This window comes from Providencia sp. PROV109, assembly GCF_033681625.1.
GTDB classification, from domain to species: domain Bacteria; phylum Pseudomonadota; class Gammaproteobacteria; order Enterobacterales; family Enterobacteriaceae; genus Providencia; species Providencia hangzhouensis.
Genome location: NZ_CP096320.1, coordinates 1,760,620 through 1,786,763 on the forward strand (window position 1 = coordinate 1,760,620; position 26,144 = coordinate 1,786,763).

Genomic DNA, 26,144 nt, shown 5'->3' on the forward strand with positions numbered 1-26,144 from the left:
TTAGTAGATAAAAATATGTCAACAGTAATCTCTATTGATTTTCTAAATCCAACTCCGATTATTCGGCAGCATCTGAATAATGCGACGTTTTATTATAAAACGCTACATGAAAGCCGTTATTCTTCATTAATTAATGTAGAGCGATTTAATCACTTTAATGCACTATTAAACGCGAACCTTGACGGTTTATATCATGCCGGGCAGCTTGGTTTACATGAAGCATTGTCCGCATTAAAACGTTGGAAAGGTTATGAGGATGCCTTTATTTATGCTTCGCTTTTTAATGAGTTAGATAATGAGAAAGACGTTGATAATTTTTGGCGAACGATAAAAACATTAGGCTTTGATGCATTTATTGGTGCTATAGATGCTCTAGTTCGGGTGGAAATCACATCTAGAAATGCGCAATTAGCAATACTTAAAGATATTGATTTATTTATGTTTTATATCGCGCTATTGAAAATAAAAGCATATGATGCTGAGGTTATTCAATACGAAACGTTTTTACAGTATTTAAGTTCCCCATCAAAAGAGGTCAAAATAGCGCTATGTGACTATACGAAAAATATGGGACTAAATAGCGTATCTGAAGACCTATGGCAGTTCTTTAATCATGAAACAGACCTTACAATAAAATATGCCGCTATAGAGGCAATTAGTTGGCTTTCAGATGACTATAATCGTATTTATTCCGCATTAATTCAACTCATTCAGTTGTATTTAAATGAAAATAGCTTAAAAGGAAGTAAAGGTTTAATTCATTCACAAATAATAGAGAATATCGCTAGATTGATGGGTTATACATCTTCTATGCTTGATGGAGTTGTATTATCAGAACAAATACAATTACTGCCTGATTACTTAAAGATTGTTTATTATGCTAATTCCGGTAATACCGCTTATCTTCAAAATCTTATTGGTTATCTTGATGTCCCTGAATTATCGCGCTTAGCATTTAAAGGTATTTGTTTGATTACAGGCATTGATGTGAATTCACCTGAATTGACATTTGCCTCTGTAGAACAGGCCGAATTAGCGGTTGATAGCCGAGTTCGTTTTCTTTCATCAAGTGTTAATCAAGTTAATCAAGAAGCAGTAAAAAGGACAGTACTATCACTGAATTTTAAAGGGAAAGTACTTTTAGGTAAAACTATTTCTATTTCTCATTGTGAGGCGGTTATTCAAAATGGTTGTCAGCTTGAAAGACATATAGCAAATTGGCACTTATTTCATCTGAGTAATAAAATTAAATACAATAATATTTGTTACTTTAATCGAATAAATATAAGGAGTAGAGGTGATTAATTATCCAGATTTAAATAAAGATAATATTCGTTATCAATCAGCCTTTGGAAAAAAACTGGTGATAAGCTTTTGTGCTTCTTGGTGCCATAATTGTGAATCATGGAAAGACACTTTCACACTTTTGTCTGAAAGATTTGTTGATGATTGTTTTATTTGGATTGATATCGATGAATATCCTGAATTAGTGAGTGAAATTGATCTAGATGTAATTCCGGTGGTACTGATACAAAAGAAACAAAATATTCATTTTTTAGGTCCCATTAGGCCAGGACTAGACGCCATCATAAGTATCTTAAACTCAGATAAAGTGATGGATGTTGAGTTTGATCCTGGCGTAAGAGAGTATTTAAGTGCACCTGATTTCCAACAGAGAACACCGTATTAATATGGTTATCAGGATACCTTGCCTTACTGTAAATCAAACAATTTAATAAAAGTAACGATAGAATTAGAAGTCTGCCGAGGAAAAGGAAAATAAGATGCGCGATGAAGCTTTTGAATTATTTGTTGAAAAATTTGGAGAAGCCACTATATCTCGTTTTGTTTCTGAGGAAGAAATCGATAAGTGGCGAGGAAAGTTACCTGAATTACTCTTAACTTATTGGCACAATGAAGGATGGAGTAGTTATTATAATGGATTATTTACAATTGTAGATCCTGATGACTATGAGGATATTGTCGATGAGTGGCTGGAAAACACCTATTTAGAGGAAATTGATAGTTTTCATGCGATTGCCATTAATGGATTTGGGAATATCTATTTATGCGGTGAAAGAACTGGCCAGTGTGTAGTTATTAATACGGCATTTAATACTCTATTTGTACAAACTAAAGAATTGAAAAAACAGCATACAGAAAAAAGTTTAAACATTAGTATAGAGACTCTATTTGCATTTTCTAAGATAGATAGACATAGTAAAGAAGGTCTTTTTGAAAAAGCGGTAAAAAAACTTGGGCCTCTTGGTGATAATGAAATATTTGGTTTTGAACCTGCGATTATTTTAGGTGGGGAACTTGATATTAAACATATCCAAAAAGTCGATGCACGTATTCATTTGTCTATTTTAGCCCAATTGGCTGAACCAGAAATTAATGAAATTAATATTTAGATTCAAAGAGAAAATATAATGAGAGATCTTTACTTCGCATCAATAATCGATAGTCTTGGTGAAGCAACAGCCTCTCGTTATGTTTCACTTGAGTATATTGCAAAGTGGAAAACAATTTTACCCGATAACTTATTTAATTGTTGGGTAAATGAAAGCTGGAGTCGTTATCAATATGGTCTTTTTTCTTTCTTTAGTTGAAAAATATGGGGGATTAAATGAAAATGAAATTTATTGCTTTGATCCCATTATCCAAAAACTAGAAACATTAAATTTTAATGCATCTAACAAAGTAAATGCTATTGATTATTTATTAGAATTAAGGAAAATAATTACACCTGTAATCAAGTTTATCTAAAATATCATTCTTATTTTCTATGATATATTTACTGAAATAATATAAATTAAATAATAGACTGAGTTCTTGTGATTGCGAGCTGAACAATGAGTTTGGGCAAGAATACCTTCGCCGCAGTGAGATGGGTTTTATGAATTCTAGCCATTAAACAGAGATAGGATTATTCGCCCGTTACAACAGCGAGTCACTGCAACCTTGAAACTTTAAAAGCAGGCAACGCTGCCTCATAGGTTCATGGGGTGGGGATGCAATTGAAGCGTTTTTGCGCCACACTTTTTATGCTCCCCTTTACTATATTGAGGTAGTCTTTGGGATACTTTAATTAGTTACTCATTAAGAGATAGTTAAATCATCGACTTATGTCCTTTTAGGGGGGATGGGGATAAATGCCACCTTGTTTTTTTCTCGTTATTCAGTGTCACCGACATCTCTAATAACATATTCGCGGATTGTAGTGGTTTAATAAATTTGGCCACCTGAACAGAGGTGATATGCTCACCTCAGAACAACACAGGTGCCTTAATGAAAAAACGAAATTTCAGTGCAGAATTCAGACGTGAATCAGCCCAGCTGGTTGTGGATCAGAACTATACAGTTGCAGATGCCGCGAAAGCCATGAATATCGGGCTTTCCACCTTGACGCGGTGGGTAAAGCAATTACGGGACGAACGGGCAGGCAAAACACCGAAAGCATCCCCTATCACGCCGGAACAAATTGAGATACGTGAGCTGAAGAAAAAAATTCAACGTATTGAAATGGAAAACGAAATATTAAAAAAGGCTACCGCGCTCTTGATGTCAGACTCCCTGAACAGGTCTCGGTGATCGGGAAACTCAGAGCGCATTATCCTGTGGCCACTCTTTGCTGCGTGTTCGGAGTTCACCGCAGCAGCTATAGATACCGGGAAAACCGGCCTGACAATCCGGACGGCAGGAGAGCCGTATTACGTAGTCAGGTTCAGGAGCTGCACGGCCTCAGTCATGGCTCAGCAGGTGCAAGAAGTATCGCTGTAATGGCAACACACAGGGGCTTCCGGATGGGACGATGGCTTGCCGGACGGCTAATGAAGGAGATGGGGCTGGTGAGCTGTCAGCAGCCTGTTCACCGGTATAAACGTGGCGGTCATGAACACATTGCTATCCCGAACCACCTTGAGCGACAGTTCGCAGTGACAGAGCCCAATCAGGTATGGTGCGGCGACGTAACGTATATCTGGACCGGTAAACGCTGGGCATACCTGGCCGTTGTACTCGACCTGTTCGCAAGGAAACCCGTGGGCTGGGCAATGTCATTTTCTCCGGACAGCAAACTGACAACCAAAGCGCTGAAAATGGCATGGGAAATACGAAATAAGCCATCCGGGCTCATGTTCCACAGTGATCAGGGTAGCCACTATACAAGCAGGCAGTTCCGACAGTTACTGTGGCGATACCGGATAAAACAAAGTATGAGTAGGCGTGGTAACTGCTGGGATAACAGCCCGATGGAGCGCTTCTTCAGAAGTCTGAAAAATGAGTGGGTGCCGGTGACCGGCTACATCAGCTTCAGTGAAGCAGCCCATGCAATAACGGATTATATCGTCGGGTATTACAGCGAAGTCAGGCCGCATGAATATAACGGTGGATTACCACCAAACGAATCAGAAAACCAATACCGGAAAAACTCTAAAACCGTGGCCAATTTTAGTTGACCACTACAGGCACGACGTAAAGGCTGCTCTCCGCTGATGATTTGTTCAAGAGCGATGATTTCATCTTGGATTGAGTCAAATTCACGAATTTCTAAATTACTCATTCCGTTACGCCATTGAGCGATATAATCACTGATATATTGCTCACTGATTTGACGTTGAATTTCTTTACGGTCATTCTCACTATATTGGGTATTTGATGTGAGATTGAGCACCCAAGCATCAAGCAACGTGAGTTCAACTAATTTGTCATTTTGGCGAATAAAATAGTTTAATAATCCTGAACGTGTTAAAAACTGTGGGATTTCTAATTTATCCTCATCAATAGCGGTAAAAACAGTATTAAAACTTGGGCCTATCTGATATTGCAAATTTAAAGGCGCTGAAAGTTCTTGGTTGGCTTTTAGCCGTAATGCCTGGTACACACGTTGATAAAGCGATAACACACTGAGTTCTTTCTGGGCATTTTTAATGGGGGTCGCAAAAGGCGTGAAGGCCTTAATCGCAGTCATCAGACCGTTGTCTCGTTCCGCTTTCCAATCCGTGTGTTCAAGCGCATAACGTAAGTGTGCTTTTAATAGCATTTGTTTTTCACGTTGCCCAGTGAAGAGATGGCTCCAATAATTCGCCATAAAGTCTTCAACCATGCCATTATTGCGCCCTGTTTTATCTTCTAACATGCGCATAATGCGTAAAATTTCGAGTTTATCTTCACTGCCCTTATCTGCATTATTAAGTTCAATTAAAAGCCCTGACATAATTGCGGGTAAGAAACGTTCGGTCAGTAATTGCAGATAAACTTGCTCAACTTGTGGGCCGACTTTTTGGCCTTGATACAGCCCCATATCAGAAAACAGCGCATTTTTATCGCGGTGGTTCCCATAGGCAAGTGTCGCTTCACGCAATGGGTTGAGGACGGGAAGTTGTAAGCTACCATCAGTATCTTTTTGGACGTTATTATCTATCGTTCTAAAGGCTTTAACCTCATTAAGCACACTCTCACCGGCGCGGTAGTTTTTATCATAATAGTGATTCCAACCACTCCAAAGCGCAATTAAACCGGCAAAACTGGCCAGTGTTGTGACTAAGAGACGAGAACGGTGTTTTTTGACCCAATATTGATTTTCAGCTGCTAAATTGGGCTCACTGAAAAGGACTTGGTCAAATAAATTATGTGTAAAGTAAGGGTGGCTATCATTGATTGGCCAAGTTGTTAGTGGGGCTGTCGGTAAATGGTATTGCACGGATGCCGTTTGGCTAAAGACATCGTCTATTTGGCCAATCTGTAATGCAGAGGTGAGATAAACACCCCTTAAACAAATGTTATGTTGTTCGTTATTAATCAACAGTGCATTAATTAATGTTATAACGTGGCTCTGTAACCCTTCTATTTGACGTACAAAGCTGAATAAATCACTACGTTGATTACCTTCTGCTCGTTGTAGCATCATTTCAGGTAGTGCGCTATTCATTTGGTTAACCCACTGTAACCAGAAGTGCGTTAAACCCGTCTTCCAATCTTTTTGAGATTTAAGGTCGAAAGAAACACCCAGTACTTGGTTACGTTGTTGCGCATCCAATGACTGGTACATTGAATCGAAACCACGTAGTAAATCGAGCTTCGTTAATACGATATATAATGGTAGTTGACTATTAAAAGTCATTCTAATTTCTTCAATACGCATTTGCAGGTCAGCAATCAATTGGCTGTTTTGCTCTTTCGTATTGGTGAGTAGGGATAAGGTATCTACCGTTAAAATAATCCCGTTCATGGGTTGTCTTGAGCGATTAGTCTTTATCCAATTAAGTAACTCTTCCCACAACCGATGATAGAGTTGAGGTTTCTCATTATGTTCATTTGGTTGAGTCAATAGCTTGCCGTTAGGAACAAAAAGAACGGCACTATCCGTCAACAAGCACTCAATATTTAAAGGCAGCTTTTGTTCATTAACGATATTGTCACTTGGCGCGATATCCAATGGATTCAGCGTATTTTTCAATAAGCTATGTTTTCCGCTTTGGTTTGCACCTAAAACAAAATACCAAGGACGCAAATAAACAGCCTTAGAATGGCCATTTAGGTGACGAGTAAATTGAGATTTCCAATAGTCTAAATAACGATTTTGGAAATCAATATCCTGCCTAACGGGGTCAACAACGGCTAACTCAACATCGAGTTTTAACGCTTCAAGTTTTTTTACTCGACGCCATGTAACTAAACCTATCCAACTGACGACAAGCAAAATAATAATTAGCGTAGCAAGCCAGCGTGAGGTGAGTGTACTAAATGGCATTGAGTCTTGATAAGTGAATGTCGGCCCCCACCACCAAATCCACACAATGACGAGCGCAGGGAGTAACGCTAATAAAAATAGGAAAAAGGAGGCAATTTTGGGCCTATCAGCAAAAAACAGTTTTTTTACCGAATTGGTTATGTTTGAAATGGAGAAAAACGGTAATTTCATTATTGTAGATCCCTATCCATAGTCATTGTTGTTTCTGGTATTTTGTCTGTTTTTTGAACGAGTTGTCTTACGAGGCTGGGTTCCCAATCCTCGAGTGAAAAGTGTAAAGTAGCAGTATAAAGTTGCTGATATAAGTGGGCCGCCATATAGCCCATTCCTGAGAGCTCGAATAGTTGCGCTGACAATAATTGCCCATAAAATTTATCTCTAGGCTCTATTGCAGTTACAAGGCTTGATTCAATGAGCTTCAATGCGGCTTCAAGCCCTTGTTGTTCATAGCACAGTAAAACGTCTTGCTGTAATAATGTGGTATTTGAATGAGATAATTGGCCACTCTCTGTTTGGCGACAATCTTCTAACCATTCTTTTACGCTGTCGGGGACGAAAGGGCTCATATCAGAAAAATGCAAATTGACGAGGTTTGGAAGGCGAGCTAAAAAAAGACGTAACTCTTCTGCGATACCATCCGCGACTTCTGAATAACCCAGTTTAGCTGCTGCTTGTGCTGCGAGCATGTGGCCTTCTAGCCAATAAGGCGATAGTGATAAGCTTTGCTCTACATTATTTAATAGGGAGTTTGATGGTTGAGAAAGTTGGGCTTTGTAATCCATTATGCGATCCATCGAAACCGGCGCTAAGGGGGTTTTACCTTGACGATCGGCTTGGGGCAACATTGTAATGGAATGCCAGATAGCATAACGTCGTAAGCGATAACCAACTGAACTTTCAGGCATTTGTAAACAAATAACTTCTGAAACTTGGAGTAGCGTTTGCTTCCATTGTCTTTCGTCATGCTGATTTATATTGATTGCTGGCATGACAAAGCTATTTGCTGGTGGTTGTACAGTTTCAGTAATAGGCATTGCGGCTTCTTTTGGTGCTGAAGCTAACACTATGGGCTGTTCGCTTTCTTCAATTCGCTGATAACCTCGACTCAATGCATCAATTTGTTCAGAAAGTTCAGGGCTCTGTTCATGCCAAAATTGCGCTAAATAGGCAAAAGATCCCAGGATATCATCACGCATTTTGCTATTAGCAGAACGGCAAAAAATATCGTTTACTGATTCGAAGCGTTTTATAATTTGGTTCGCTAAGCGTAACTTGAGCTTAATATTCGTTGGATAGCAGACATGCCAATATTGGCGCGTAAAATCAGAAAGGATCTGCGCTGCTAAAACTAATTCTTTAGGTTCACCTGCATGCTGTAAGGTACGTAATAAGTGAACGATTAAGCGGAAATCCTTTGTCTGTGTTTCAAGCAACCGCAAACACCGACGTTGAATTTCTTTAACATCTAATTGGCTGTGACTGAGAGAGCCGAATTTTATCATTTCACTATCGATATACTCCCAGTCGGGGTCACTATCGTTCACAGCACTACACACCAGCTGTTCATCAAGATGGGCAAGTAACTGTTCTTTCCAAGAATAAGGGGTATTGTTTGTCATTATTTTTACCAGTGGCAAGCGGCTCTTAATGGTTTAATTTCTTGGGACATCCCTGAAATATTGAACGTTAGTTTTTCGTTATTAGTTAATTTTAAAGTCAATTTTTCGCCATTTAATAAACGCTTGATTTCATCTATGCCAGGTAAACCACGGCTTGATTCCAATACATAGCCATTTTCGCGTAAAAACCATTCTGCAGTGAATTGCGTTCTATCAGTCGAGACCATGACACTGCCTGCATCTTGTTTATTGGGTAAAATAATTTGCATACGGGTAATGTTGTCGATGCAGCTCAACATGAGAACAGGGCGCGGAGGTTGAAAACCAATGGCAGGGATAGTCATAATGACGGGGTAATCACCATTTTCAGGTACTGAGACTAAGAAACCCGCACTATTTTCGACACGTTTCATTTCGTGTTCATAAGCTTGGCGCCAAGTTTTCCCCATTTGAGCAATATTAGGTGAAGTATTTGCTGCAGGCGTCGAGGACAGCGCTATTTTGTCATAGCAATCTAAGCGAATAAGCTGAGAAGATTCTAGACGACACTGGGTGAGTTCTTCAGCGATCTTCTGGCTAATATTGCTTTCAGCTTTTCCAGACAAAGCGAAGAAAACTAGCATCAAAGAGCAAAAAAAGAGTTTCAGTATTTTCATTTTATACTCCGTACTTCTTCAATTTATATATCAGCGCACGCTTAGATATGTTGAGGTGTTCTGCCATTGCGTTGATATCTTCCTTTAGCTCACGCCGCTTGTTTAATAAAATTTCTTTTTCATAGCTCTCTACAGCAGCCTCTAAATCATTAATATCTTTTGGGTTATTTGTTATTGGTTCCATACTTGTGATTGATGCCGTTAATATGTTTAAGGCCTCATTGAGGCTTACTTCCTTTTCTTTCTGCAACTGATTGAGATATTGCAAGTGCGAAATTTTTTGTTGCGTATTTGCCAATTCAAGAATGCGTTTTAATTGCTGATGAAAGAGCTCGCAATAAATAGGGAAAATGCCTTGTTCGAAATTTTCTAACTCTTTGGCCTGCCCTAAAAGAATAATGGCACCGCATGGTTTATGGTTCAGATCATGCAGTGGTAAGCTATACAGCCCAGTATTAACAGGAAGCTGCGAAATAAAATCACGTAATGACGCGTTATTAATGTAGCTACCTTGCTGTAAATTCTTCCAAAATGTGGGTTCACCCTTTAATACAAGTTGAATTAAAGGGTGATCGGCATCAGTAATATCAGTGTCTAAAAAATGGCTTTGAACTTGGAGTGAGTGGTCAATGTTCCAGCTTTCTAATCTATTTTCGGTTTTATTGAGCAATGAAATAATTAGCCCGCTGAATACGCTACGCGAAAAACTATATGTCAAAAATTGAACGGCTAGCGCTTCTACGTCACGGCACTCAAGAAGAGCAAGTGCATTTTTTAGTCTTGCTTTCATTTTTCTTTGTTAACCTCCGCAATAAATTCATCATTTTCCGTTGTTAAACGAATATGGGAGATGGTTTCATTACGGGCACTGAATTGAAGGAGCAACAAAGAAAGAGGCGGTAATAAGGCACCGTCAATAATTGATTCTAAGATACGAGCACCATTTTCAGCGCGAGAAGATCGACGTAAAATTTCATTAGGGACGCTATCTTCTAACTGGATTTTTGCATTAAAACGTTGTTTCAATAAGATCATAAGACGCGTCAGCTTACTATCAACAATTTGCCGTAAAATATCAGCCGAAAGAGGTAAATAAGGAACAATTTCCATGCGGGCCAGTAGGGCGGGTTTAAAAAATGTGGTGAGCTCAGGATAAAGTGCATCTTGCAGCTCATCAGGCTTGTCCGCATACGCGGTAATCACATGGTCACCTAAATTAGACGTTAGGAAGAATGCGATATTTTTACAATCAATGACTCGTCCTTCACCATCGGCTATCTCGCCTTTATCAAATGCTTGATAGAACAAATTTAGAACGTCTGGATGGGCTTTTTCGACTTCATCAAGTAGTACAACAGAATAAGGCTTCTGACGAATAGCTTCTGTTAATATCCCCCCCTCACCATAGCCGACATAACCTGGTGGCGAACCGATGAGACGAGATACCGTATGCTTTTCTTGAAACTCAGACATATTAATAGTCGTTAGGTATTGAGTTCCACCAAACATTAATTGTGCAATTTGGATCACAGTTTCTGTTTTACCGACACCACTTGGCCCTGCCAATAAAAATGCACCAAGAGGGCGACCTGGGCGGCGTAAATCAGCGCGTGCCGTTAACAAATGTTTATGTAAGCACTGTATTGCTAATGATTGCCCTTTAATGCTTTCTTCTAAATAGCAGGGAAGGTCTGTAACAATAGATAAAGCATCTTGCGATAATCGGTTTAATGGTACGCCTGTCCATTCTGCGATAACGGCTGCAATTTGTTTTTTATCGACGTGTGGCGAAACAAGCAAATGTGTTTCATGTAGTTGAGCAAGTTGCTGGTCTAATGTTTGCAATTCCTGTTTCAGCTCATCAAATTGGCAAGTTTCTTCAGATTGGGGCTCAGTATTCTCATCGTCTAATAACGTTGAGCGCAAAGTAATAATTTGCGAAACAAGCGCTTGTTGTTGTTCCCATGCTTGTTGTATATCGGAAGCTTTTTGCTCAATCTCATTTGCTTTTGATGCTAATTCCTCAAGGCGTTCTGAGTGATTATCCAAGCCAAGATGATGTTCTCTTTTTAATATCGCTGTCTCCATCTCTATTTGCTGGAGATCTGTTTTTAATGAAGAGAGCATTTTTGGCGGCGAAGATAAATTGATCGCTGCCCTTGCACATGCGGTGTCTAATACGTCAATGGCTTTATCAGGTAATTGACGTCCTGAAATATAACGTTCACTGAGTTCAGCACTGGCTCGAAGTGCTTCATCATCGATAAAAACATTGTGTGCTTTTTCATAAATAGCGCGTAAACCACGCATAATGATAATTGCGTCCGCAGATATGGGCTCTTTAACTTGAACTAACTGAAAACGGCGGGCTAGCGCAGCATCTTTTTCGAAGTATTTTTTATACTCGCTCCAGGTGGTTGCGGCGATTGTTCTCAATTCACCGCGCGCTAATGCAGGTTTCAATAAATTGGAAACATCTAGGCCACCCTGTTGATTACCTGCACCAATCAATGTGTGCGCTTCATCAATGAATAGAATTATGGGGTGAGGAGATTGAGAAACTTCTTGCATGATGCCTTTAAAGCGTTTCTCAAATTCACCTTTAACCGCTGCACCAGCTTGCAATGCACCTAAATCTAAGGTTAGAAGTTCACATCCTCTTAATTTTTCAGGGATTTCACCGGCGATAATACGCAATGCGAGGCCTTCAATAAGCGCGCTTTTCCCAACGCCTGGTTCCCCAACGACGACAGGGTTATTTTTCCGACGGCGGCAAAGGATATCAATCATAAGGTCGATTTCATGATCGCGACATAAAACAGGGTCGAGCTCATTATTTCGAGCTTGTTCGGTCATGTTTTGCGTAAATTTTGCTAACAATGAGTCCGACGCGATTTTGCCGTTATTTTGAGGTGCTTGTTCGTCAAAAGGCGATTCAGCAGACCCTTCTGTCCACTTATCAAAACTGAGTTTTAATTGCTCTCGATTAACTTGTGAAAGCATGTCTGCAACCGGTTTTGGGAGGTAACGCAACGGCATTTGTAATAATGTGAGAAAGAGAACACCTGAGCGAAGTTCACTGTGGTTGAATTCTGTCGATGCAAGTAACCAGCTGTCTTTCATCCACTCTACCAATAAAGGAGAGAAGCTCGGATAGCTCTGTGTAATGGCTTGATGAGGTGGAATTTGAATATCTAATAATTCTGACAGCTTATTAATATCCAAAGTGCTCTTCTGGCTGATTAGGCGAATGTCAGTTAATGGCGTTTCAATGAGTTTCTGAAGAAACTGAGCAATCGTAATTTCAGGTTGTTGATGGCTTACACAGTAGGCTGCTGCGCTTTCTAACGCATGCTTAGCAATCGGGTGTAATCGGTTAACAAGTGTTGAGAGATCAATTTGGATCATAATGCGTCCTAGCCGAGTAAAGTATTAAGTTGTTCCACAATTCTGAGTGTTTGGTAATTCAGTTGGGATGAGTAAATCTGATAAATAATAAATGCTAATATTGCCGCACCAATGATGATGTAACGTACGCCTAACCGCTTACCTAAACGGTAGCGGCTCTGCTTGTTATCCCCTTTTTCAAACAGGATAATCGGTTTTGCATCGCCTTTAAGTTGTTGTATTTGTTTTTGTAAGCGTCTAAGCAAATGGTTGAATTCATCATTTTGCCCCGCAGATACTTTGTAACGACCTCGGTATCCAAGACAGAGACAAAGGTAGATAAACTCAATGAGGTCGAGGTAACGTTTGGGCTCACCTAATAATCTTTCAATTAAGATAAAGACCTTTTCGCCACCCCATGACTCATTATGAAAGTGGACAAGTAATGACTGTTTTACCCAGCCATTTTCTTGATCCCAGCCCAATCCAAGCGCTGTTTCATCAATGAAAGTGCACAAGACATAACGAAACGAAACAATGGCCCCAGGCTCGTAACCTTGTATTTGCAGTTGCTGTTCAATAGACGTGATGTCCATGACCACTTGCTGGTAAAGTTTCTCTGAAAGTGGCGTTTCAGACATCGCTTTCATTCGTAAAACCATACCTAAAAGTGGCGTTGCAGCATCGATCATTGGGTTAATGTTGTTACCCCTAAGTGGGATTTGGTAATTCTTCTGTGAAATACCGCTATCAACATCGTGATTAAGCAAAATATTATCAGTCATAGAGTGCTCCATCTCTTATTGCCCATAACTGAATATCTAAATCAGGGAAATTGCCAGAAACGTGGAAGGCGATATTGCCATCCTGCTGGATCCCCTTCCATTCATTACCTTGTTGATCAAAATGGAAGTAGTTATACCCAGAATGATAAGGTAATTGCCGTGGAGCAGTTGAAAGAGGGGATAAAGGGACTCCCGGTATTTGAACACTGACCAAGCTACGAATATTATTTACCGTGGTCACTTTAGTTTGCTGTGGGAACTGCCGGCGTAGTTGTTCCTGTGGCATCTGTGACTTAACTGCAATAATAAATTCCGCTTTTTGGAGTAGTTGTTTGTCATGAATAGTCGCCACTCGAATACCGTGTTCTTGGATTTGTAACGGAATAGGAATTGCACGCGGCGTCAAGACAACACTTAATGCTTCACGGATACTTTTTATTAATGGGAGAAAACTATCTGTTAAATCAAAGTGCTTATATTTTGCAATGGTATCGGGTAAGCGAGACGAATTCGTGAATGTTTGTAGCTCGCCACAAAGTTCCAATAAATCCCGAAAAAGCTTTTCAGGGTGAATGACTGGCTCTTGCGCATAATGTGAATAAAGTGGATAGGTACGGTTGAGTACTTGTAGCATCATAAATTCAGCGACATCCGCAACACCTTGCTGGCCAGGGGCACCAATTCGGGAGGCTATTTGTTTACCTCGTTCATACAAAGTGCCTTCAATCTCAGTAAGAAATTCATTGAGTAATAGCGATGCCCGAATATTCAGGAGGCTTGGAATATAATCGTTATCAAGCGTTAAGCTTCCGTTGGCATTACGTTCTCTAATACGGCATATGGGCAATGCCACGTAAGCGTCTAAGCCACTTTTACCTTGCTTGAGGATAGGGTTTAATCGTGCAACGTGGATAGTACTTAAATCACCATTTTCAGTATGTAAATCACGAACATTTTCTGTACTTTCACTATAACATGAAAGTAAACGGCTCCCATTATGCTCATTTGAGATTTCACCAACGTTCCCATTAGCTAAAGGAAAGGCAAGGTAGATGACATTACTATCACTATCAGTAATGTTTTTTATATCAATTGGTTGTGGTGATAAATCTTGGTTTGGAATAGAGAAAATTGTGCCGTCTGGCATAACGCCAGAAGCTTCTTGAATACCAATACGACCTAACGAATATAAATCGTTACTTAACGATAACGTACTGAATCCCCAAAAATGAGAGATAAAGCTCTTTAAAATACTTTCAGTAACGTAATCTTGATGACGTTGCTGTTGCTGAAAATGTTGAGGTTTGATAAATAGCCCTTCACGCCAAATTACTCTATTTTTAGTCGACATATTAATCATCCTCTTCTTGTCTAAATTCGATTTCGTTTTCTCTAATGTGAGCTAAAATAAAGTAGTGTCGTCCTTTTCCTCGGGCTTTAACTATTTTTTTCCATTCCGCATTATCAGGGTCTGAATAATAGGCAATAATGCCGATATAACGATTAGATGCCTGTAGTGTCATCGTCGGGAAGGGCTTATATTGGCCCGGCAAGATAGTGTAATCTTGGTGGTCTATATAATTTTTCTTCAGAACTTTCTCTAAGTCCCCATCTTTAGCTTCTATCTGGTCATGATCTAAAGAGCCAAATAAAGAATCTTCATTAAGATAAACAATTTGGATATTTATCGGTGCAGCTTCATCTTCCTGATTAGGATTAATATAGGGTTCAGCGAGGATGGTTAAATCAACAGTGGATGGCTGATCTTTTGGATAGCCAACGGGAATCGACGGGTCCAATAGAATTTGCCCCACTTTTGACGCTGTCTGTAACGTTTTACTGCACCCACTCAAAATGAAAAATGAGGCAAATAACAGTAACACTGAGAAAGTTCTAAGCTGCATTTTAAGCTTCCTCTAGGCCTTTTCTTAATGCTCGGTCATAAGCATGGGAATAAACTTCATAGAATAATTTTTCAAAACCCTGCTGCCGCGATGAAGAAAGCTCTTTGTAATAGTTACTGTACATTTCCCATGCCCAGCCATCAGTCATTGGCGTGTTATCTGAAGCACGTCGGTATTGGGAAAAACGGTTTAATAAATGTTCTGGAGAAAAAGCCGCAAGCATTGTTGCTAAAGCTGTCGATATCGCTTCTTGATTTGCATGGTAATGTAACTGCATATTGTGCAGACTTTCAGTGACGGCGGAAGGTGCTGAAAGGTGAACAGGGCTACGTTCATCTGTAAACATCAATTTCATCGTATCTTCATAACTACTGTTTAGACGTAGCGGGTTATCTTCAATAGGGCGAAGTTGCTTATCCTGTAAACTCTCCTGCTGTTGCTGCAAAGCGAGTAAACCTTCAACAGCAGCTTTCATTGTTTTACCGAGTTCTATGAGAAAGTCATTAGCTTGTTGAGAGCTCGCTAAATTAAGATGGATACCTAAACCATTCATGAGAGGGTTAATGGCAACATGATCAATATCGGTCATGTGTTCATCTTCGAAAGGTGTAATTTTGGGTAAATCAATAAATTCTTGTACCATGGTATTCTCTTGATTATCTGATATCGCAAGGGCAGGTGAATAAGAGAGTGGGTCACTCAATAAAGAAGGTTCTGAGACGACGGATTGACTCTTAGAAATTAAACTGAGATTTTCATTTTCTAGCGCTTGTAAGGGATCTGTAGTGAGAGCACCTTGAACAGTTGGAACAAATGGGGACTCTTTGTTTTCATTATTTACCGTATCAATATCAAATAATGAATCTAAAGGATTATGATCTTTTGCAACAATAGATTGCGGTGTCGCTGCCATCATATTTTGTACAGGCTGCCCAGTTAAACTAATATTGGTTGTAATAACCAGTTTGCCCACTCTAATTTGATCTCCTTGGGCAAGCTTCACCGCATCAAGATGTAACGGTATAATCGCGTGATTAATGTAAACAGAGCCTGAGTTTACTTTTAAACAAAAATGCTGATCTTTCCAGAAAACAGTAAACTGGCTGGCAGAGATAGCACCATCACCGTCTTGAATTTTCCAGTCACATTGATTACCACTACCAATTAGGCCGCCATGTTGGGTCAATGTTGCACTCGGTAGGTAACCACTTTCTAGTTGTTCACTATTCGTTATGCTAAATGAAATTGTTGGCTGATGTTTATCCATGTCTTTTATTCCAATACCGTAATGGTGACACTTGGCTTTTTAGCCGGTTTCCCTAAAAAGCTTTGCCAACCTAATTGGTTATGATTTTTTTTACCTAAACAGAAACCTTCAGCTTGATCTTCAGCAATACTAAGACGTAAATCCCAAGCTAATTGCTCATGAAAAATGTAAGAAACGAAGGCGACGAGAGGAGCGAAATCACTACCGTTAGGTAAAAAACGCATATAACGCTCTATAGTTAACTCACTGATTTCTATAGTGCATTTTCCGTTGCAATCATGTATATGAGATCCAAGACTAAAATTTTCACCTAATAACATTCGAGGGCGAGATTTTTGTCCGGGTTGATGAGAAATAATACCTAACTTATTTTGTTGTGATTCTGGGATAGGAACACGGCGTGTTTCCCAACCAATAACCGATACATTTTCTAAGTCAAAACAATGGGATATTAGACTGCTAATGACATCTGCTGAACGGCTCGGACTCGCTAAAAGCCCTGCGTAAGCGAGCATTTTGCTGTGATTGATTTTAATCCGTCCGCGATTAACTCCATTTCCTAAACCAACAAGAGAAAACATATATTGGGAGAAGGAATCTTGGCCTTCATTCTCAAAACAGATGTAGTAGCGATATTTTCGCCAGATACGATAGAGCAATGAGAGCAATCGATGATTAAAGATATTTAAAAAATCAGAAATCCCTGGGATTTGCTGTGCATCTTCCCAAGCAAATTCATCAAGGTAATAACCAGGAAGTGGTGACTGGCTTCCTTGTAGCCCGAGAAAAGCAACTTCTAGCTCATATTGATGAGTGGCATTTTTTTCAAAAGACACGACATCTCTCGTTGGGAACGCAACATTAGAGTGTGATTTAAAGCGAATAATATCGCTACTATCACGAGTGATATCCATGTCTTGATGAATCATTTTATTTAATAATTCAACAAGTTGATAAAAATTATACTCTGTAACCGATGGGCCAGCTTGTTCCAGCCAGCGATCGATTATTTCAGTATGTGCTGGTTGATTTGTGCTGGCCACTGATAAATTTCCTTATTATCAAGGTTAAGAACCTCTAACTCATGGAACATATTAATGCTGGTATACAAGGTAAAAAATTGAGCAATAACAGTGCAAAACAAGAACAAGCTTCCCTCAGAAAGAAAAGCGTTCTGACGTACTACCAAGGTTGTTTTTAAACCACGAACTGGCAACCCTTTGTAGATACGTTCGATATGCTCTGAATGTAAATCAACTAATGCATCTAAACGCTTTTGGGATTGCCTTGCGGTCTGCTTGTCATAAACTGAAGGTAAATCATAAAGTTGTAATATTTTTTTTAATGAATCTAGGTTCAGTAAAGATTGATAATTTAGGGATAAATTAGTTAGTTCTGACCAATACAACGTTTTATCGAGCAGTGGGTATAAAGGAACTGTTGGTTTGAATAAATTTTTAGCTGATAAAGCCCCATAAGGTATAAATGAACGGTCTAAATCAATTGAGCGTGTAGATAACTGGGATGCGATATAGCGATTAGTACAATTGAGCGAAATCGAAACCGTTTCTTCGCATTGTTGTAATTGGTGTTCGTGTTGACGAACAAAAGAAAGCCGATGGGCGTAACCATAGGTACGCTCTTTTTGAGTTATTTTTAAACGATAATATCCATCATTTTGCTCGTGATGGTTTTGATGATAAAAACTTTCAAATGCGGTATAGGTGACCGGGTAAGCTTTAGCTTCAGATGGATAGCGTAATCCATAAACTTCATTAACGGAAAAAATATCAAAACAGTGGGCGTATTGGTAATTAGGGCTTAATACATATTCCTCATCTTTTCCTGTGAGATTGATTGCTTCACTGTCAGCACGGAATAAATTCACTATGGGAGTGCAATTCAGTTTAATACTATCGTTATGAAGAATAACCCCATCGGGGATTTCTTTATCAAAATTAATAACAAGTTTGAATTGCTTGGTTTGGATAGCTAAGGGAATGTCATCCATTCCTTGAATATCCAAAAATAGAAAGGCTTCAGGAAAACAGAAAAACTCTTGTAAGATGCGGTAGCCATCATAACTATTTTTTGGGTAAGGGAGTAATGCATCCTGTTTTTGAAAACCGACAGGTTTCACTGCAAACTGGTTAAGTGGCAATACATGCTCATCTGTGACTAGTGAGGCATTCTGTATATGCTGACTTAATAAAAAATAAAGCTGATTTGTTGTAAATGGAGAACCATTTAAATAAAAACATAATTTATTTAAACCAATGTTTGCGAGAGGTTGTATTCCATCCAATTCAAATGTTATTTCAATGGCGGTTGTTCTTTGTAAAGTTTGCGTAATTTTCGCTGGTATTAACCAGAGATCACGACTTTGGCTAAATCGACATTGAAATAAAGTTTCTTGGTTGGTATTTTCATTTTGTACATAAATAGGTGTTGCATTAAAGAGTTGGCCTGCTGAAATTTTTATCGCGTGGTGGCATTCAGAATAATTAGGCTGGTATTCAACAATTGTCATACTAGGCACAGGACGTGCGTAATTTGGCCATAGCATATTTGCTAAGCTATTGGTTAATTCAGGGAATTGCCTATCGATTTGCTGCCGTAAATTACCCGATAAATATGATAATCCGTCGATAATACGGGCACTATCAGGATCTTGAATTTTATTGGATAACAGATTAACAAGCTGCGGTTTTTCTTGCGCAACTTGTTCTGCCAAATCCTTTAAGTATTCTGATTCATTCGTAAAATAGTTTTTTGATGACATAAGAGTGCTACTTTAACTGATATCTACGATTACTATCCAAATACATATTAAACTCAATGAGTTGCTGTTGATTATCTAAGTCAATACAAGCATTAATACTGAATTGTAAAGATAAACTATCTGCATCATTTTCAATGAATTGCACATCAACACTTGTGATCCTAGGTTCATAAGTGAGGATGCAACTTGCAATGCTATTCTCTAATTCGGTTTTAAAATCAACCGCAGATTGAGTCGCATCATTTAAATCAGGTATCCCTAGACATGGTGAGCCTTGGCAACCATTCGGCCGACTATTCAGGACATCATTTAAATTTTGTTTAATTGATTCAATGAGTGTATTTGTACGTGAACGAGAGGAAAAACTCGCATTTTTCCTCTTAATTCGATCGAATAAGCTGGCTCCGCTGTTAGGGGACCAGCTATGATTGAATGACATCACTGTTACTCTTTATCAAGGCGACCAACAAGTGATAATTCAAAGTTTGCGCCCATATATTTGAAGTGTGGACGAACTTGAATTGCGACTTGATACCAACCTGGATCACCTTCAACATCAAGCACTTTAATTTCAGCTGAACGAAGAGGGCGTTTACTACGAACATCTGCTGGCGGGTTTTCTTGGTCCGCAACATATTGTTTAAGCCAGATATTCAGTTCACGCTCAAGGTCTTGGCGCTCTTTCCAAGAGCCAATTTGCTCACGTTGTAGCACTTTAATGTAATGAGCTAATCGGTTGATAATAAACATGTATGGCAGTTGTGTTCCTAACTTATAGTTAGTTTCTGCCATTTTACCCTCTGGGGTATTTGGGAAGGTTTTGGCTTTTTGAACTGAGTTTGCAGAGAAGAATGCCGCGTTATCACTACCTTTACGCATTGTTAGGGTAATAAAGCCTTCTTCTGCCAGTTCAAATTCTCTACGATCAGTAACTAAAACTTCGGTTGGTATTTTAGTTTGTAACTCACCCATCGCTTCGAACATGTGTACAGGGAGGTCATTGACGGTACCGCCACTTTGTGGGCCAATAATATTTGGGCACCAACGGTATTGTGCAAAACTATCATTGATACAGCTTGCGAGTAAGAATGCGGTATTACCCCATAAGTAGTGCTCATGGTCTTGTTTAACATTTTCGGAATAGTTAAACATTTTCACTGGGTTTTCTGTTGGGGAGTATGGTAAGCGTAATAAGGAACGTGGTGCCGTTAATCCTAAGTAACGCGAATCCTCTGCTTCTCTCAGAGAGCGCCACTTCGTATGTGCAGGGCCTTCGAAGACAGATTTAAGATCTTTAATCGCAGGTAATTCAGCATAACTATTAATGCCGAAGAAATTAGGGGAAACAGATGATAAGAATGGCGCATGTGCCATCGCTCCGACAGTGCTGACATATTGCATTAACTTCATATCAGGCGCTGTGTTGTTAAATGCATAGTTCCCAACAATTGCTGCAACTGGCTCGCCGCCAAATTGTCCATAACCTGAAGAATAAACGTGCTGATAAAAACCAGACTGAACAATTTCAGGAGAAAATTCAAAATCTTCTAATAACTCTTCTTTTGTTGCATGAAGAATATTGATTTTGATATTTTCTCTAAAATCAGTACGGTCAACGAGTAATTTCAGGGAGCGCCATGATGCTTCAATTTCTTGAAATTTAGGCGCGTGAATAATTTCATCAACTTGGGCGCTTAGTTTGTTATCAAGCTCAACCAGCATTTTATCAATTAATAATCTATTGATTTGTTGGTCTTCTGATTCATTTGCGAAAAGATTACTAATGAAAGCTGCAACGCCTTGCTTTGCAATATCATACGCTTCAGTCTCAGGTGACATACGTGACTGAGCCATGATTTCATCTAAAAGAGAGCCGTTAGATGCTGGGGCTTGTTGGCCTAGAGCTTCTGTATTTAGTGACATGAAATAATCCTCTATAAACATTATTTTTGATTAGCGGCAATATCGAGTTCTTTTAGAAGTTGTTCGCGTGTTTCTTTATTTTCAAGTAATTCTTGAAGACGCTTTCTAAAAGCAGGGACATTGCCTAGAGGACCTTTTAATGCAACTAAAGCTTCTCGTAATTCAAGAAGTTTGTTTAACTCAGGAACTTGGCGAGCAATATTATCTGGTGAAAAATCTTGCAGAGATTTTACATCTAGATTGACATTAAGCTCAGAATCATTGGTGTTTTCAAGTGTATTACGGACGTTGATATTTAAATTAATACCTGCACTTTCCATAACTGAATTGAAATTGTTTTGATTAATTGAAATTGCTTTTCGTTCTTCTATTGGGGTATCTTCAGTTTTACCTGTCATATCACCCACAATCAGCATATTTAAAGGAAGTTCAACTTCAGCCTGAGCTCCACCTGTATTAGGTGTATATTTGATATTAATTCTTTCTTTAGGGGCAACACTACCGAGATTTTTCTTACTCATTTAAGTGAATCTCCTTGTATGAGTATACGATAACTTCATTCCATAAATTCAAATGCCTAAATTAAAAATTAATAATAAATTTAGAGCATACAGTTCCCTACACAGAACAGATTCTATGTTAAGAATTTTTTTCCCAGAAAGGTGTTTAAACTATCAAATTTTTATGTTGTATTTTTTAGTTTGTTAATAATATACAAATTTAACTTAGGATCAACATGTAAATTGTTATTTGAATATAATTTCGTGATATTTAGTTTGAAATGTATTCTATTTTTATGGGGTATTTTAGTTGAAAATTTTACTCATAATCTAATAATGCGTATTCATAGTTTATATGGCGATTTTTTTATCAGAATAATGATAAGTATAAGTATTTTTGCACGCTAGATAAATCTTGTTTAAGAAAATTAAGTATGAAAAGTCTGTGATGTAAATCAATTTTTTACAGCATGTAACATATTCATATATTTTTCTTACATAATTTAATTTGATTATCTATTTAATTTTATTAAAGAGAAATGAGATTTATTTTTTTACAAAATTAATATGAAATTTATAGGGGGATCATCTTATGTTTTTATATGAAAAGTTTGAAAATGAACGGAAGTATTAATGTTGACATGATGAAGTCATAATTACCTCTTGATTGAGTAAGAAATGAAATTGTAAATCACATAAATTAGGATGATTGGGAAACTCTATGAGGTAAAAGACAAATTTCAACAAGTTATAAAAATAAATATTTTATTATTTGTAACAAACCCTATTCAGCCAATGGAAGAGCCTGGACTATAAATTCAATAACTCTTTTTCTTTTAACACCTTAAGGTAAATTTATTATCACAAATGATTATCATAATCATTTGTGGGCAATGTATCAGTTCTATTATTGTAGTTGTCGGCTTCATTAAAATGGAAAAATTTCAAAGTGAATGATAAGCCGAAGGTTTCCTATCTATTAGCTGGCAGGAACATAATTAGTAACTTGTTGAAATTGTTTTATAAAGATAATATTTAATATCTTAATGCCATGGATTTTATCAAGATGAATAAATTATTAGTTCCAGTTTTTTGTATTGTTTCTTTATCAGGATGTGCAGTGACTGAGTATAACTATGTTCCTGAATCACAGAAAATTAGTGAACCCCGAATAGGTCAGGTGAACCATATTACAGTAGGGCAACCCTTAGTAAGAGAAGGCAACATTAGCGAAATAGACGGAATTAAAATATTAAACCCTGTGCAGATAGATTTGGCTTACAAAATTATTCCAGGTGTATTCAAAAAAGTGGGGTCAAGTGATAAAGGCGATTTTTATATGCCAGACCAAATAGTTGACTCTGGTTCGGTCGTTGTTGAGGTTTTAGGGCAGCCTTGGAATTCACTTTTAATTAAAAAAGACTCTACTCCTAATGAGATTTGTATCGTAACAGATGTTAATGTTGCTGTTTGTAGTGATAAAGCACAAATCGAACAAGTAAAACTAAATAATACTGATGGTAACTCATTTGAAGAAGCCTTAATTTTCAATGGGATAAATGGCCATGTTGTTGATGTTAGTTATCAGAAAATAGGTTCGAATATTGAGAATCAAGGGTTTGGCGATACTATTCAGTATAACCTCAAGAATAGCGATATTATTTCTTATCGAAATGTAAAATTAAAAGTTATCGATAGTTCAGAAAACTCATTAACCTATACAGTGATAAGTAATTTTTCCGAAAATTAATGTACTGAACATTAATTAACCAATTGAAAAACAGCGTTAAACTAAATTTAATCTCTAGTTAAGCGCTGTCGCAACATTTTTTCTCCTTTTATCCACATTCTAACTTCAAAATATTTGGATCACATCGACAATTGTAGAATATTGTCTTTTTAGCATACGTCACATACTCTAAGTTAAATTGATTTAATTTAGAGGGCGTTATTTATGATGAATATCCAATCTGATCACCATAGCTTTTTTATTTTATCTGATGACAAGCAAACTCGCATTGCTGAGATAACCTTTGTTTATACTGGCGATGATCTGGTGATTATTGACCATACAGTAGTTGATGAAAGCTTAAAAGGACAAGGCATTGCAAAGTTACTAGTTGCTAAGGTTGTTGAGCGAATGAGAGAGGAGGGACGAAAAATTATTCCGTTATGCCCTTTTGCAAAAGCAATATTCGATAGAACATCTGAATACAATGATATCCGCCAATAATATTTGCTAATTACTGATGAGGTCAGCATGAGTATTCAAAATAATGATAAAATACTTAATTTACAGTTAATTACAGCACGCTCAAAAGATGTTGGTGGGCTTCCTGTTGCACGAGTTTTACCGACAAGAGAACGTAGACTAATAGGTGCTTGGTGCTTTCTTGACCATGCTGGACCTACGGTTTTTAAAGGAGATTCAGAGGGAATGAAGGTATCACCTCACCCTCATACCGCTTTACAAACATTCACTTGGATGATTGAAGGTGAAGTATTACATCGAGATAGTCTTGGTTATGAACAGGTTATTCGGCCAGGACAGGTCAATTTAATGACGGCAGGTTATGGGATCAGCCATTCCGAAGATACCTACGGAGAAAGTCGCCGATTACATGCTGTACAACTGTGGATCGCTTTACCGGAAGCAGTTAAAGATATTTCTCCACGTTTTGACCATTATCCTACGCTACCTCGATGGTCTGAAGGAGAAATGCATTTCAACTTATTAGTTGGGGAATATGGTACTTATAAAGCACCAACACTGACATTTTCCCCTTTGGTCGGGCTCGATATTATTGCTAAGAAAACCGCTCGACAAGTTTTAACGTTATGCTCTGAATTTGAATACGGTATTTTTGTCATAAATGGAAGTGCCGTTATTGAAGGGCAGCAAGTGAATAGTAATGAATTAATTTATTTAGGCAAAAGTATCACTGAAATTTCTGTAGAGCTAGCTTCAGATAGTCATATTTTATTGCTCGGTGGTGAGCCTTTAAATGAATCTGTACTAATGTGGTGGAATTTTATTGGTCGAACTAAAGCTGATATTCATGCTGCTGTTGAGGAATGGAACCAAGGAAACCCACGTTTTGGCCGTGTTTTTAATGATGAACGCAACCCTACACTGGCTCCAATTATGCCATAATCAATTTAAGTAACTTCTTTGTTATTTATTTTAAGCAAACCGAGAATGGCCTTAAATTTAATTTAAGGCTCGTTTTTAGTACTAAGTTTATGAGTTCATAACCTGACTTTTATCGAAAAACTGATAATATGTATACAAAAGGCTATTTTTAAGTCAAAACAAGCCGTAGCCGTTAGAGGTAGACGATAAAAATGAGTAAAAAATACCTATTGGGAATCATTTATTTAAGTTTATTCCCTGTTTCTTTTGCATCATTAGCGTTTCAAGAACAGCAATATAACCCAGTGGTGTTTAATCTGGCTCAGCTTTATGATTTCAATCCTGTTAGAGGTGCTGTTAAGCAAATAAAATCAGTTGTTTATAATGAGGATAAATCAATTAATTATGAATCAATGTTAAAAATTGGTCATGATGGTTGTGTGGAAAGTTTTTCTTTTGATCAAAAGAAAGATGAGTATTTAAATGGTGCTCATAACTATCTTTTTGTAAAGCGAGTTAAAAATAAATTGATTGGTCGAGATGTTAGTGGGCCTGTCGAAATGGTGATAGGTGATAACTGTCAAATAATGTCTAAAAAAGATTCGAATGGTGAATTAATCTACCAATATAACCAAGATGGCATTATTGCTGGCTCACTGCTTGCTGACACGAAAAAACAATATAGCAAAAATGATTATAATGAATTTAAACTTCCAACAACGATAAAATATTTTAAAGATAATGCAATCATATCAGAGACTATAGTAACTTATGGGAAAGATATGAGTAAGCCGTTTGATCACATGATGGACATACGCGCGTTGGGGCAAACAATATTACTCGTCAATTCTAAGTGTGATTATAACGCTAAGAATATTGCCTATAAATGTGACTTTATTTTAAGTCTTAATTCGAATGGCAATGAGATTAAACTACTAAAAAACAGTACTACTGAAGTCGACTTTTATTAAGTATAGGAGATATTCAATGGCTATTTCTGCAAGAAACCAATTGTCAGGTGTTGTTGATTCAATTTTAATGGGAGCGGTAAATGATGAAGTTATACTCGATTTAGGTCATGGTGAAAGCATTGCGGCAGTGATTACCAAAAATAGTACTAAACAACTCGGTTTAGAAAAAGGTAAACTGGCGACAGCAGTAATAAAAGCGCCTTGGGTTGTATTAGTATCTAACGCTGAAGAGTATAATTTCTCTGCTCGTAATCAATTTAATGGTGTAATTGAATCCATTGAAAAAGGAAGCGTTAATTCTGTGGTAAATTTAAAAACCACTGCAGGAACTTTGTTATCTGCGGTGGTGACAAATAATAGTACCGTAGAGTTGGGGTTAAATGTTAAAAGTAAAGTGACTGCGATTATCAAAGCTTCTAGTGTTATTTTGGCAACTAAGAAGTAGTGCAAAATATTGAAGGGC

General features: G+C 38.0%; 25 protein-coding genes. 11 read left to right on the top strand and 14 right to left on the bottom strand.

Annotated features, from left to right (window positions below):
* Positions 1-15 precede the first annotated feature (15 nt).
* The 6 genes from M1F25_RS07985 to M1F25_RS08005 all read left to right on the top strand — a co-directional run bounded on the left by M1F25_RS07985 (position 16) and on the right by M1F25_RS08005 (position 4,460).
* Complete coding sequence (locus M1F25_RS07985; RefSeq protein WP_094960770.1) at positions 16-1,305, top strand: hypothetical protein; 1,290 nt, start codon at positions 16-18, stop codon at positions 1,303-1,305.
* Positions 1,298-1,690: a thioredoxin family protein gene (locus M1F25_RS07990; protein ID WP_094960742.1), complete on the top strand. Its 393-nt coding sequence runs from the start codon at positions 1,298-1,300 to the stop codon at positions 1,688-1,690. The genes M1F25_RS07985 and M1F25_RS07990 overlap by 8 nt, the downstream gene beginning before the upstream one ends.
* A 94-nt stretch (positions 1,691-1,784) precedes the next feature.
* Positions 1,785-2,414, top strand: coding sequence for a GAD-like domain-containing protein (locus M1F25_RS07995; RefSeq protein WP_140170758.1), 630 nt, complete (start codon positions 1,785-1,787; stop codon positions 2,412-2,414).
* Between the two features lie 18 nt (positions 2,415-2,432).
* Positions 2,433-2,612 (top strand): GAD-like domain-containing protein, encoded by a 180-nt coding sequence (locus M1F25_RS22460; RefSeq protein WP_220129045.1) that lies wholly within the window; start codon positions 2,433-2,435, stop codon positions 2,610-2,612.
* Complete coding sequence (locus tag M1F25_RS08000) at positions 2,563-2,769, top strand: hypothetical protein (protein ID WP_004256026.1); 207 nt, start codon at positions 2,563-2,565, stop codon at positions 2,767-2,769. Before M1F25_RS22460 ends, M1F25_RS08000 begins: the two co-directional genes overlap by 50 nt.
* 522 nt (positions 2,770-3,291) lie before the next feature.
* A protein-coding gene (locus tag M1F25_RS08005; RefSeq protein ID WP_094963266.1) for an IS3 family transposase occupies positions 3,292-4,460 on the top strand; the annotation gives its coding sequence in 2 pieces (ribosomal slippage) (positions 3,292-3,541 and positions 3,541-4,460; 1,170 coding nt in all).
* On the opposite strand, the gene tssM is transcribed toward M1F25_RS08005, so the two are convergent.
* Genes tssM through tssB form a run of 14 tightly spaced genes read right to left on the bottom strand, consistent with a single transcriptional unit; the run spans position 4,358 to position 21,598 of the window.
* Positions 4,358-6,925, bottom strand: a complete 2,568-nt coding sequence (gene tssM / locus M1F25_RS08010; protein ID WP_232368729.1) for a type VI secretion system membrane subunit TssM — start codon at positions 6,923-6,925, stop codon at positions 4,358-4,360. The genes M1F25_RS08005 and tssM overlap by 103 nt on opposite strands.
* Complete coding sequence (gene tssA, locus M1F25_RS08015) at positions 6,925-8,373, bottom strand: type VI secretion system protein TssA (protein ID WP_112308195.1); 1,449 nt, start codon at positions 8,371-8,373, stop codon at positions 6,925-6,927. The genes tssM and tssA overlap by 1 nt, the downstream gene beginning before the upstream one ends.
* Positions 8,374-8,378: 5 nt before the next feature.
* Positions 8,379-9,029 (bottom strand): type VI secretion system-associated protein VasI, encoded by a 651-nt coding sequence (gene vasI / locus M1F25_RS08020; RefSeq protein ID WP_004256010.1) that lies wholly within the window; start codon positions 9,027-9,029, stop codon positions 8,379-8,381.
* A 1-nt stretch (position 9,030) separates the two neighbouring features.
* Positions 9,031-9,819, bottom strand: coding sequence for a Fis family transcriptional regulator (locus M1F25_RS08025; RefSeq protein WP_181489567.1), 789 nt, complete (start codon positions 9,817-9,819; stop codon positions 9,031-9,033).
* Positions 9,816-12,437 (bottom strand): type VI secretion system ATPase TssH, encoded by a 2,622-nt coding sequence (gene tssH, locus M1F25_RS08030; protein WP_181489568.1) that lies wholly within the window; start codon positions 12,435-12,437, stop codon positions 9,816-9,818. Before tssH ends, M1F25_RS08025 begins: the two co-directional genes overlap by 4 nt.
* An 8-nt stretch (positions 12,438-12,445) precedes the next feature.
* Positions 12,446-13,201, bottom strand: coding sequence for a type IVB secretion system protein IcmH/DotU (icmH, locus tag M1F25_RS08035; protein WP_004256004.1), 756 nt, complete (start codon positions 13,199-13,201; stop codon positions 12,446-12,448).
* Positions 13,194-14,552: a type VI secretion system baseplate subunit TssK gene (tssK, locus tag M1F25_RS08040; protein WP_181489569.1), complete on the bottom strand. Its 1,359-nt coding sequence runs from the start codon at positions 14,550-14,552 to the stop codon at positions 13,194-13,196. Before tssK ends, icmH begins: the two co-directional genes overlap by 8 nt.
* A 1-nt stretch (position 14,553) precedes the next feature.
* On the bottom strand, positions 14,554-15,105 hold the full coding sequence (gene tssJ, locus M1F25_RS08045) for a type VI secretion system lipoprotein TssJ (RefSeq protein ID WP_004908047.1): 552 nt from the start codon (positions 15,103-15,105) through the stop codon (positions 14,554-14,556).
* A 1-nt stretch (position 15,106) separates the two neighbouring features.
* A complete protein-coding gene (gene tagH, locus M1F25_RS08050; protein ID WP_004908049.1) occupies positions 15,107-16,372 on the bottom strand; it encodes a type VI secretion system-associated FHA domain protein TagH in 1,266 nt (421 codons plus the stop codon).
* A gap of 5 nt (positions 16,373-16,377) precedes the next feature.
* Complete coding sequence (gene tssG / locus M1F25_RS08055) at positions 16,378-17,415, bottom strand: type VI secretion system baseplate subunit TssG (protein WP_094960749.1); 1,038 nt, start codon at positions 17,413-17,415, stop codon at positions 16,378-16,380.
* Positions 17,379-19,154 (bottom strand): type VI secretion system baseplate subunit TssF, encoded by a 1,776-nt coding sequence (tssF, locus tag M1F25_RS08060; RefSeq protein WP_112308193.1) that lies wholly within the window; start codon positions 19,152-19,154, stop codon positions 17,379-17,381. Before tssF ends, tssG begins: the two co-directional genes overlap by 37 nt.
* A 7-nt stretch (positions 19,155-19,161) precedes the next feature.
* On the bottom strand, positions 19,162-19,593 hold the full coding sequence (gene tssE, locus M1F25_RS08065) for a type VI secretion system baseplate subunit TssE (protein WP_112308192.1): 432 nt from the start codon (positions 19,591-19,593) through the stop codon (positions 19,162-19,164).
* A gap of 5 nt (positions 19,594-19,598) precedes the next feature.
* Positions 19,599-21,077, bottom strand: coding sequence for a type VI secretion system contractile sheath large subunit (tssC, locus tag M1F25_RS08070; RefSeq protein ID WP_181489570.1), 1,479 nt, complete (start codon positions 21,075-21,077; stop codon positions 19,599-19,601).
* A 20-nt stretch (positions 21,078-21,097) separates the two neighbouring features.
* On the bottom strand, positions 21,098-21,598 hold the full coding sequence (tssB, locus tag M1F25_RS08075) for a type VI secretion system contractile sheath small subunit (RefSeq protein ID WP_004255987.1): 501 nt from the start codon (positions 21,596-21,598) through the stop codon (positions 21,098-21,100).
* A gap of 1,045 nt (positions 21,599-22,643) precedes the next feature.
* Between tssB and M1F25_RS08080 the strand changes: the two genes are divergently transcribed.
* From M1F25_RS08080 to M1F25_RS08100, 5 genes are all read left to right on the top strand, one after another.
* Positions 22,644-23,327 carry a hypothetical protein gene (locus tag M1F25_RS08080; protein WP_187367839.1) on the top strand — a complete coding sequence of 228 codons (684 nt, stop codon included), beginning with the start codon at positions 22,644-22,646 and terminating at the stop codon, positions 23,325-23,327.
* A gap of 207 nt (positions 23,328-23,534) precedes the next feature.
* Positions 23,535-23,810 carry a GNAT family N-acetyltransferase gene (locus M1F25_RS08085; RefSeq protein ID WP_181489689.1) on the top strand — a complete coding sequence of 92 codons (276 nt, stop codon included), beginning with the start codon at positions 23,535-23,537 and terminating at the stop codon, positions 23,808-23,810.
* Between the two features lie 27 nt (positions 23,811-23,837).
* The gene (locus tag M1F25_RS08090; protein WP_181489571.1) at positions 23,838-24,731 is read left to right on the top strand and encodes a pirin family protein; all 894 of its coding nucleotides are present in this window, start codon (positions 23,838-23,840) and stop codon (positions 24,729-24,731) included.
* Between the two features lie 191 nt (positions 24,732-24,922).
* Positions 24,923-25,681 carry a YnfC family lipoprotein gene (locus M1F25_RS08095; RefSeq protein ID WP_110591491.1) on the top strand — a complete coding sequence of 253 codons (759 nt, stop codon included), beginning with the start codon at positions 24,923-24,925 and terminating at the stop codon, positions 25,679-25,681.
* A gap of 16 nt (positions 25,682-25,697) precedes the next feature.
* Complete coding sequence (locus M1F25_RS08100) at positions 25,698-26,126, top strand: TOBE domain-containing protein (RefSeq protein WP_181489572.1); 429 nt, start codon at positions 25,698-25,700, stop codon at positions 26,124-26,126.
* Positions 26,127-26,144 lie beyond the last annotated feature (18 nt).

Excerpts from the sequence above, each read along its gene's own strand:
- tssJ (WP_004908047.1), bottom strand. The coding sequence starts at position 15,105 with ATGCAGCTTAGAACTTTCTCAGTGTTACTGTTATTTGCCTCATTTTTC.
- M1F25_RS08085 (WP_181489689.1), top strand. The coding sequence starts at position 23,535 with ATGAATATCCAATCTGATCACCATAGCTTTTTTATTTTATCTGATGAC.
- M1F25_RS08090 (WP_181489571.1), top strand. The coding sequence starts at position 23,838 with ATGAGTATTCAAAATAATGATAAAATACTTAATTTACAGTTAATTACA.
- M1F25_RS08000 (WP_004256026.1), top strand. The coding sequence starts at position 2,563 with ATGAAAGCTGGAGTCGTTATCAATATGGTCTTTTTTCTTTCTTTAGTT.
- M1F25_RS07995 (WP_140170758.1), top strand. The coding sequence starts at position 1,785 with ATGCGCGATGAAGCTTTTGAATTATTTGTTGAAAAATTTGGAGAAGCC.
- tssB (WP_004255987.1), bottom strand. The coding sequence starts at position 21,598 with ATGAGTAAGAAAAATCTCGGTAGTGTTGCCCCTAAAGAAAGAATTAAT.
- M1F25_RS08100 (WP_181489572.1), top strand. The coding sequence starts at position 25,698 with ATGGCTATTTCTGCAAGAAACCAATTGTCAGGTGTTGTTGATTCAATT.
- M1F25_RS22460 (WP_220129045.1), top strand. The coding sequence starts at position 2,433 with ATGAGAGATCTTTACTTCGCATCAATAATCGATAGTCTTGGTGAAGCA.
- tagH (WP_004908049.1), bottom strand. The coding sequence starts at position 16,372 with ATGGATAAACATCAGCCAACAATTTCATTTAGCATAACGAATAGTGAA.
- tssH (WP_181489568.1), bottom strand. The coding sequence starts at position 12,437 with ATGATCCAAATTGATCTCTCAACACTTGTTAACCGATTACACCCGATT.
- tssE (WP_112308192.1), bottom strand. The coding sequence starts at position 19,593 with ATGTCATTCAATCATAGCTGGTCCCCTAACAGCGGAGCCAGCTTATTC.
- tssM (WP_232368729.1), bottom strand. The coding sequence starts at position 6,925 with ATGAAATTACCGTTTTTCTCCATTTCAAACATAACCAATTCGGTAAAA.
- vasI (WP_004256010.1), bottom strand. The coding sequence starts at position 9,029 with ATGAAAATACTGAAACTCTTTTTTTGCTCTTTGATGCTAGTTTTCTTC.
- M1F25_RS08080 (WP_187367839.1), top strand. The coding sequence starts at position 22,644 with ATGAATAAATTATTAGTTCCAGTTTTTTGTATTGTTTCTTTATCAGGA.
- M1F25_RS07985 (WP_094960770.1), top strand. The coding sequence starts at position 16 with ATGTCAACAGTAATCTCTATTGATTTTCTAAATCCAACTCCGATTATT.
- tssF (WP_112308193.1), bottom strand. The coding sequence starts at position 19,154 with ATGTCATCAAAAAACTATTTTACGAATGAATCAGAATACTTAAAGGAT.
- icmH (WP_004256004.1), bottom strand. The coding sequence starts at position 13,201 with ATGACTGATAATATTTTGCTTAATCACGATGTTGATAGCGGTATTTCA.
- M1F25_RS08025 (WP_181489567.1), bottom strand. The coding sequence starts at position 9,819 with ATGAAAGCAAGACTAAAAAATGCACTTGCTCTTCTTGAGTGCCGTGAC.
- tssC (WP_181489570.1), bottom strand. The coding sequence starts at position 21,077 with ATGTCACTAAATACAGAAGCTCTAGGCCAACAAGCCCCAGCATCTAAC.
- tssA (WP_112308195.1), bottom strand. The coding sequence starts at position 8,373 with ATGACAAACAATACCCCTTATTCTTGGAAAGAACAGTTACTTGCCCAT.
- tssK (WP_181489569.1), bottom strand. The coding sequence starts at position 14,552 with ATGTCGACTAAAAATAGAGTAATTTGGCGTGAAGGGCTATTTATCAAA.
- M1F25_RS08095 (WP_110591491.1), top strand. The coding sequence starts at position 24,923 with ATGAGTAAAAAATACCTATTGGGAATCATTTATTTAAGTTTATTCCCT.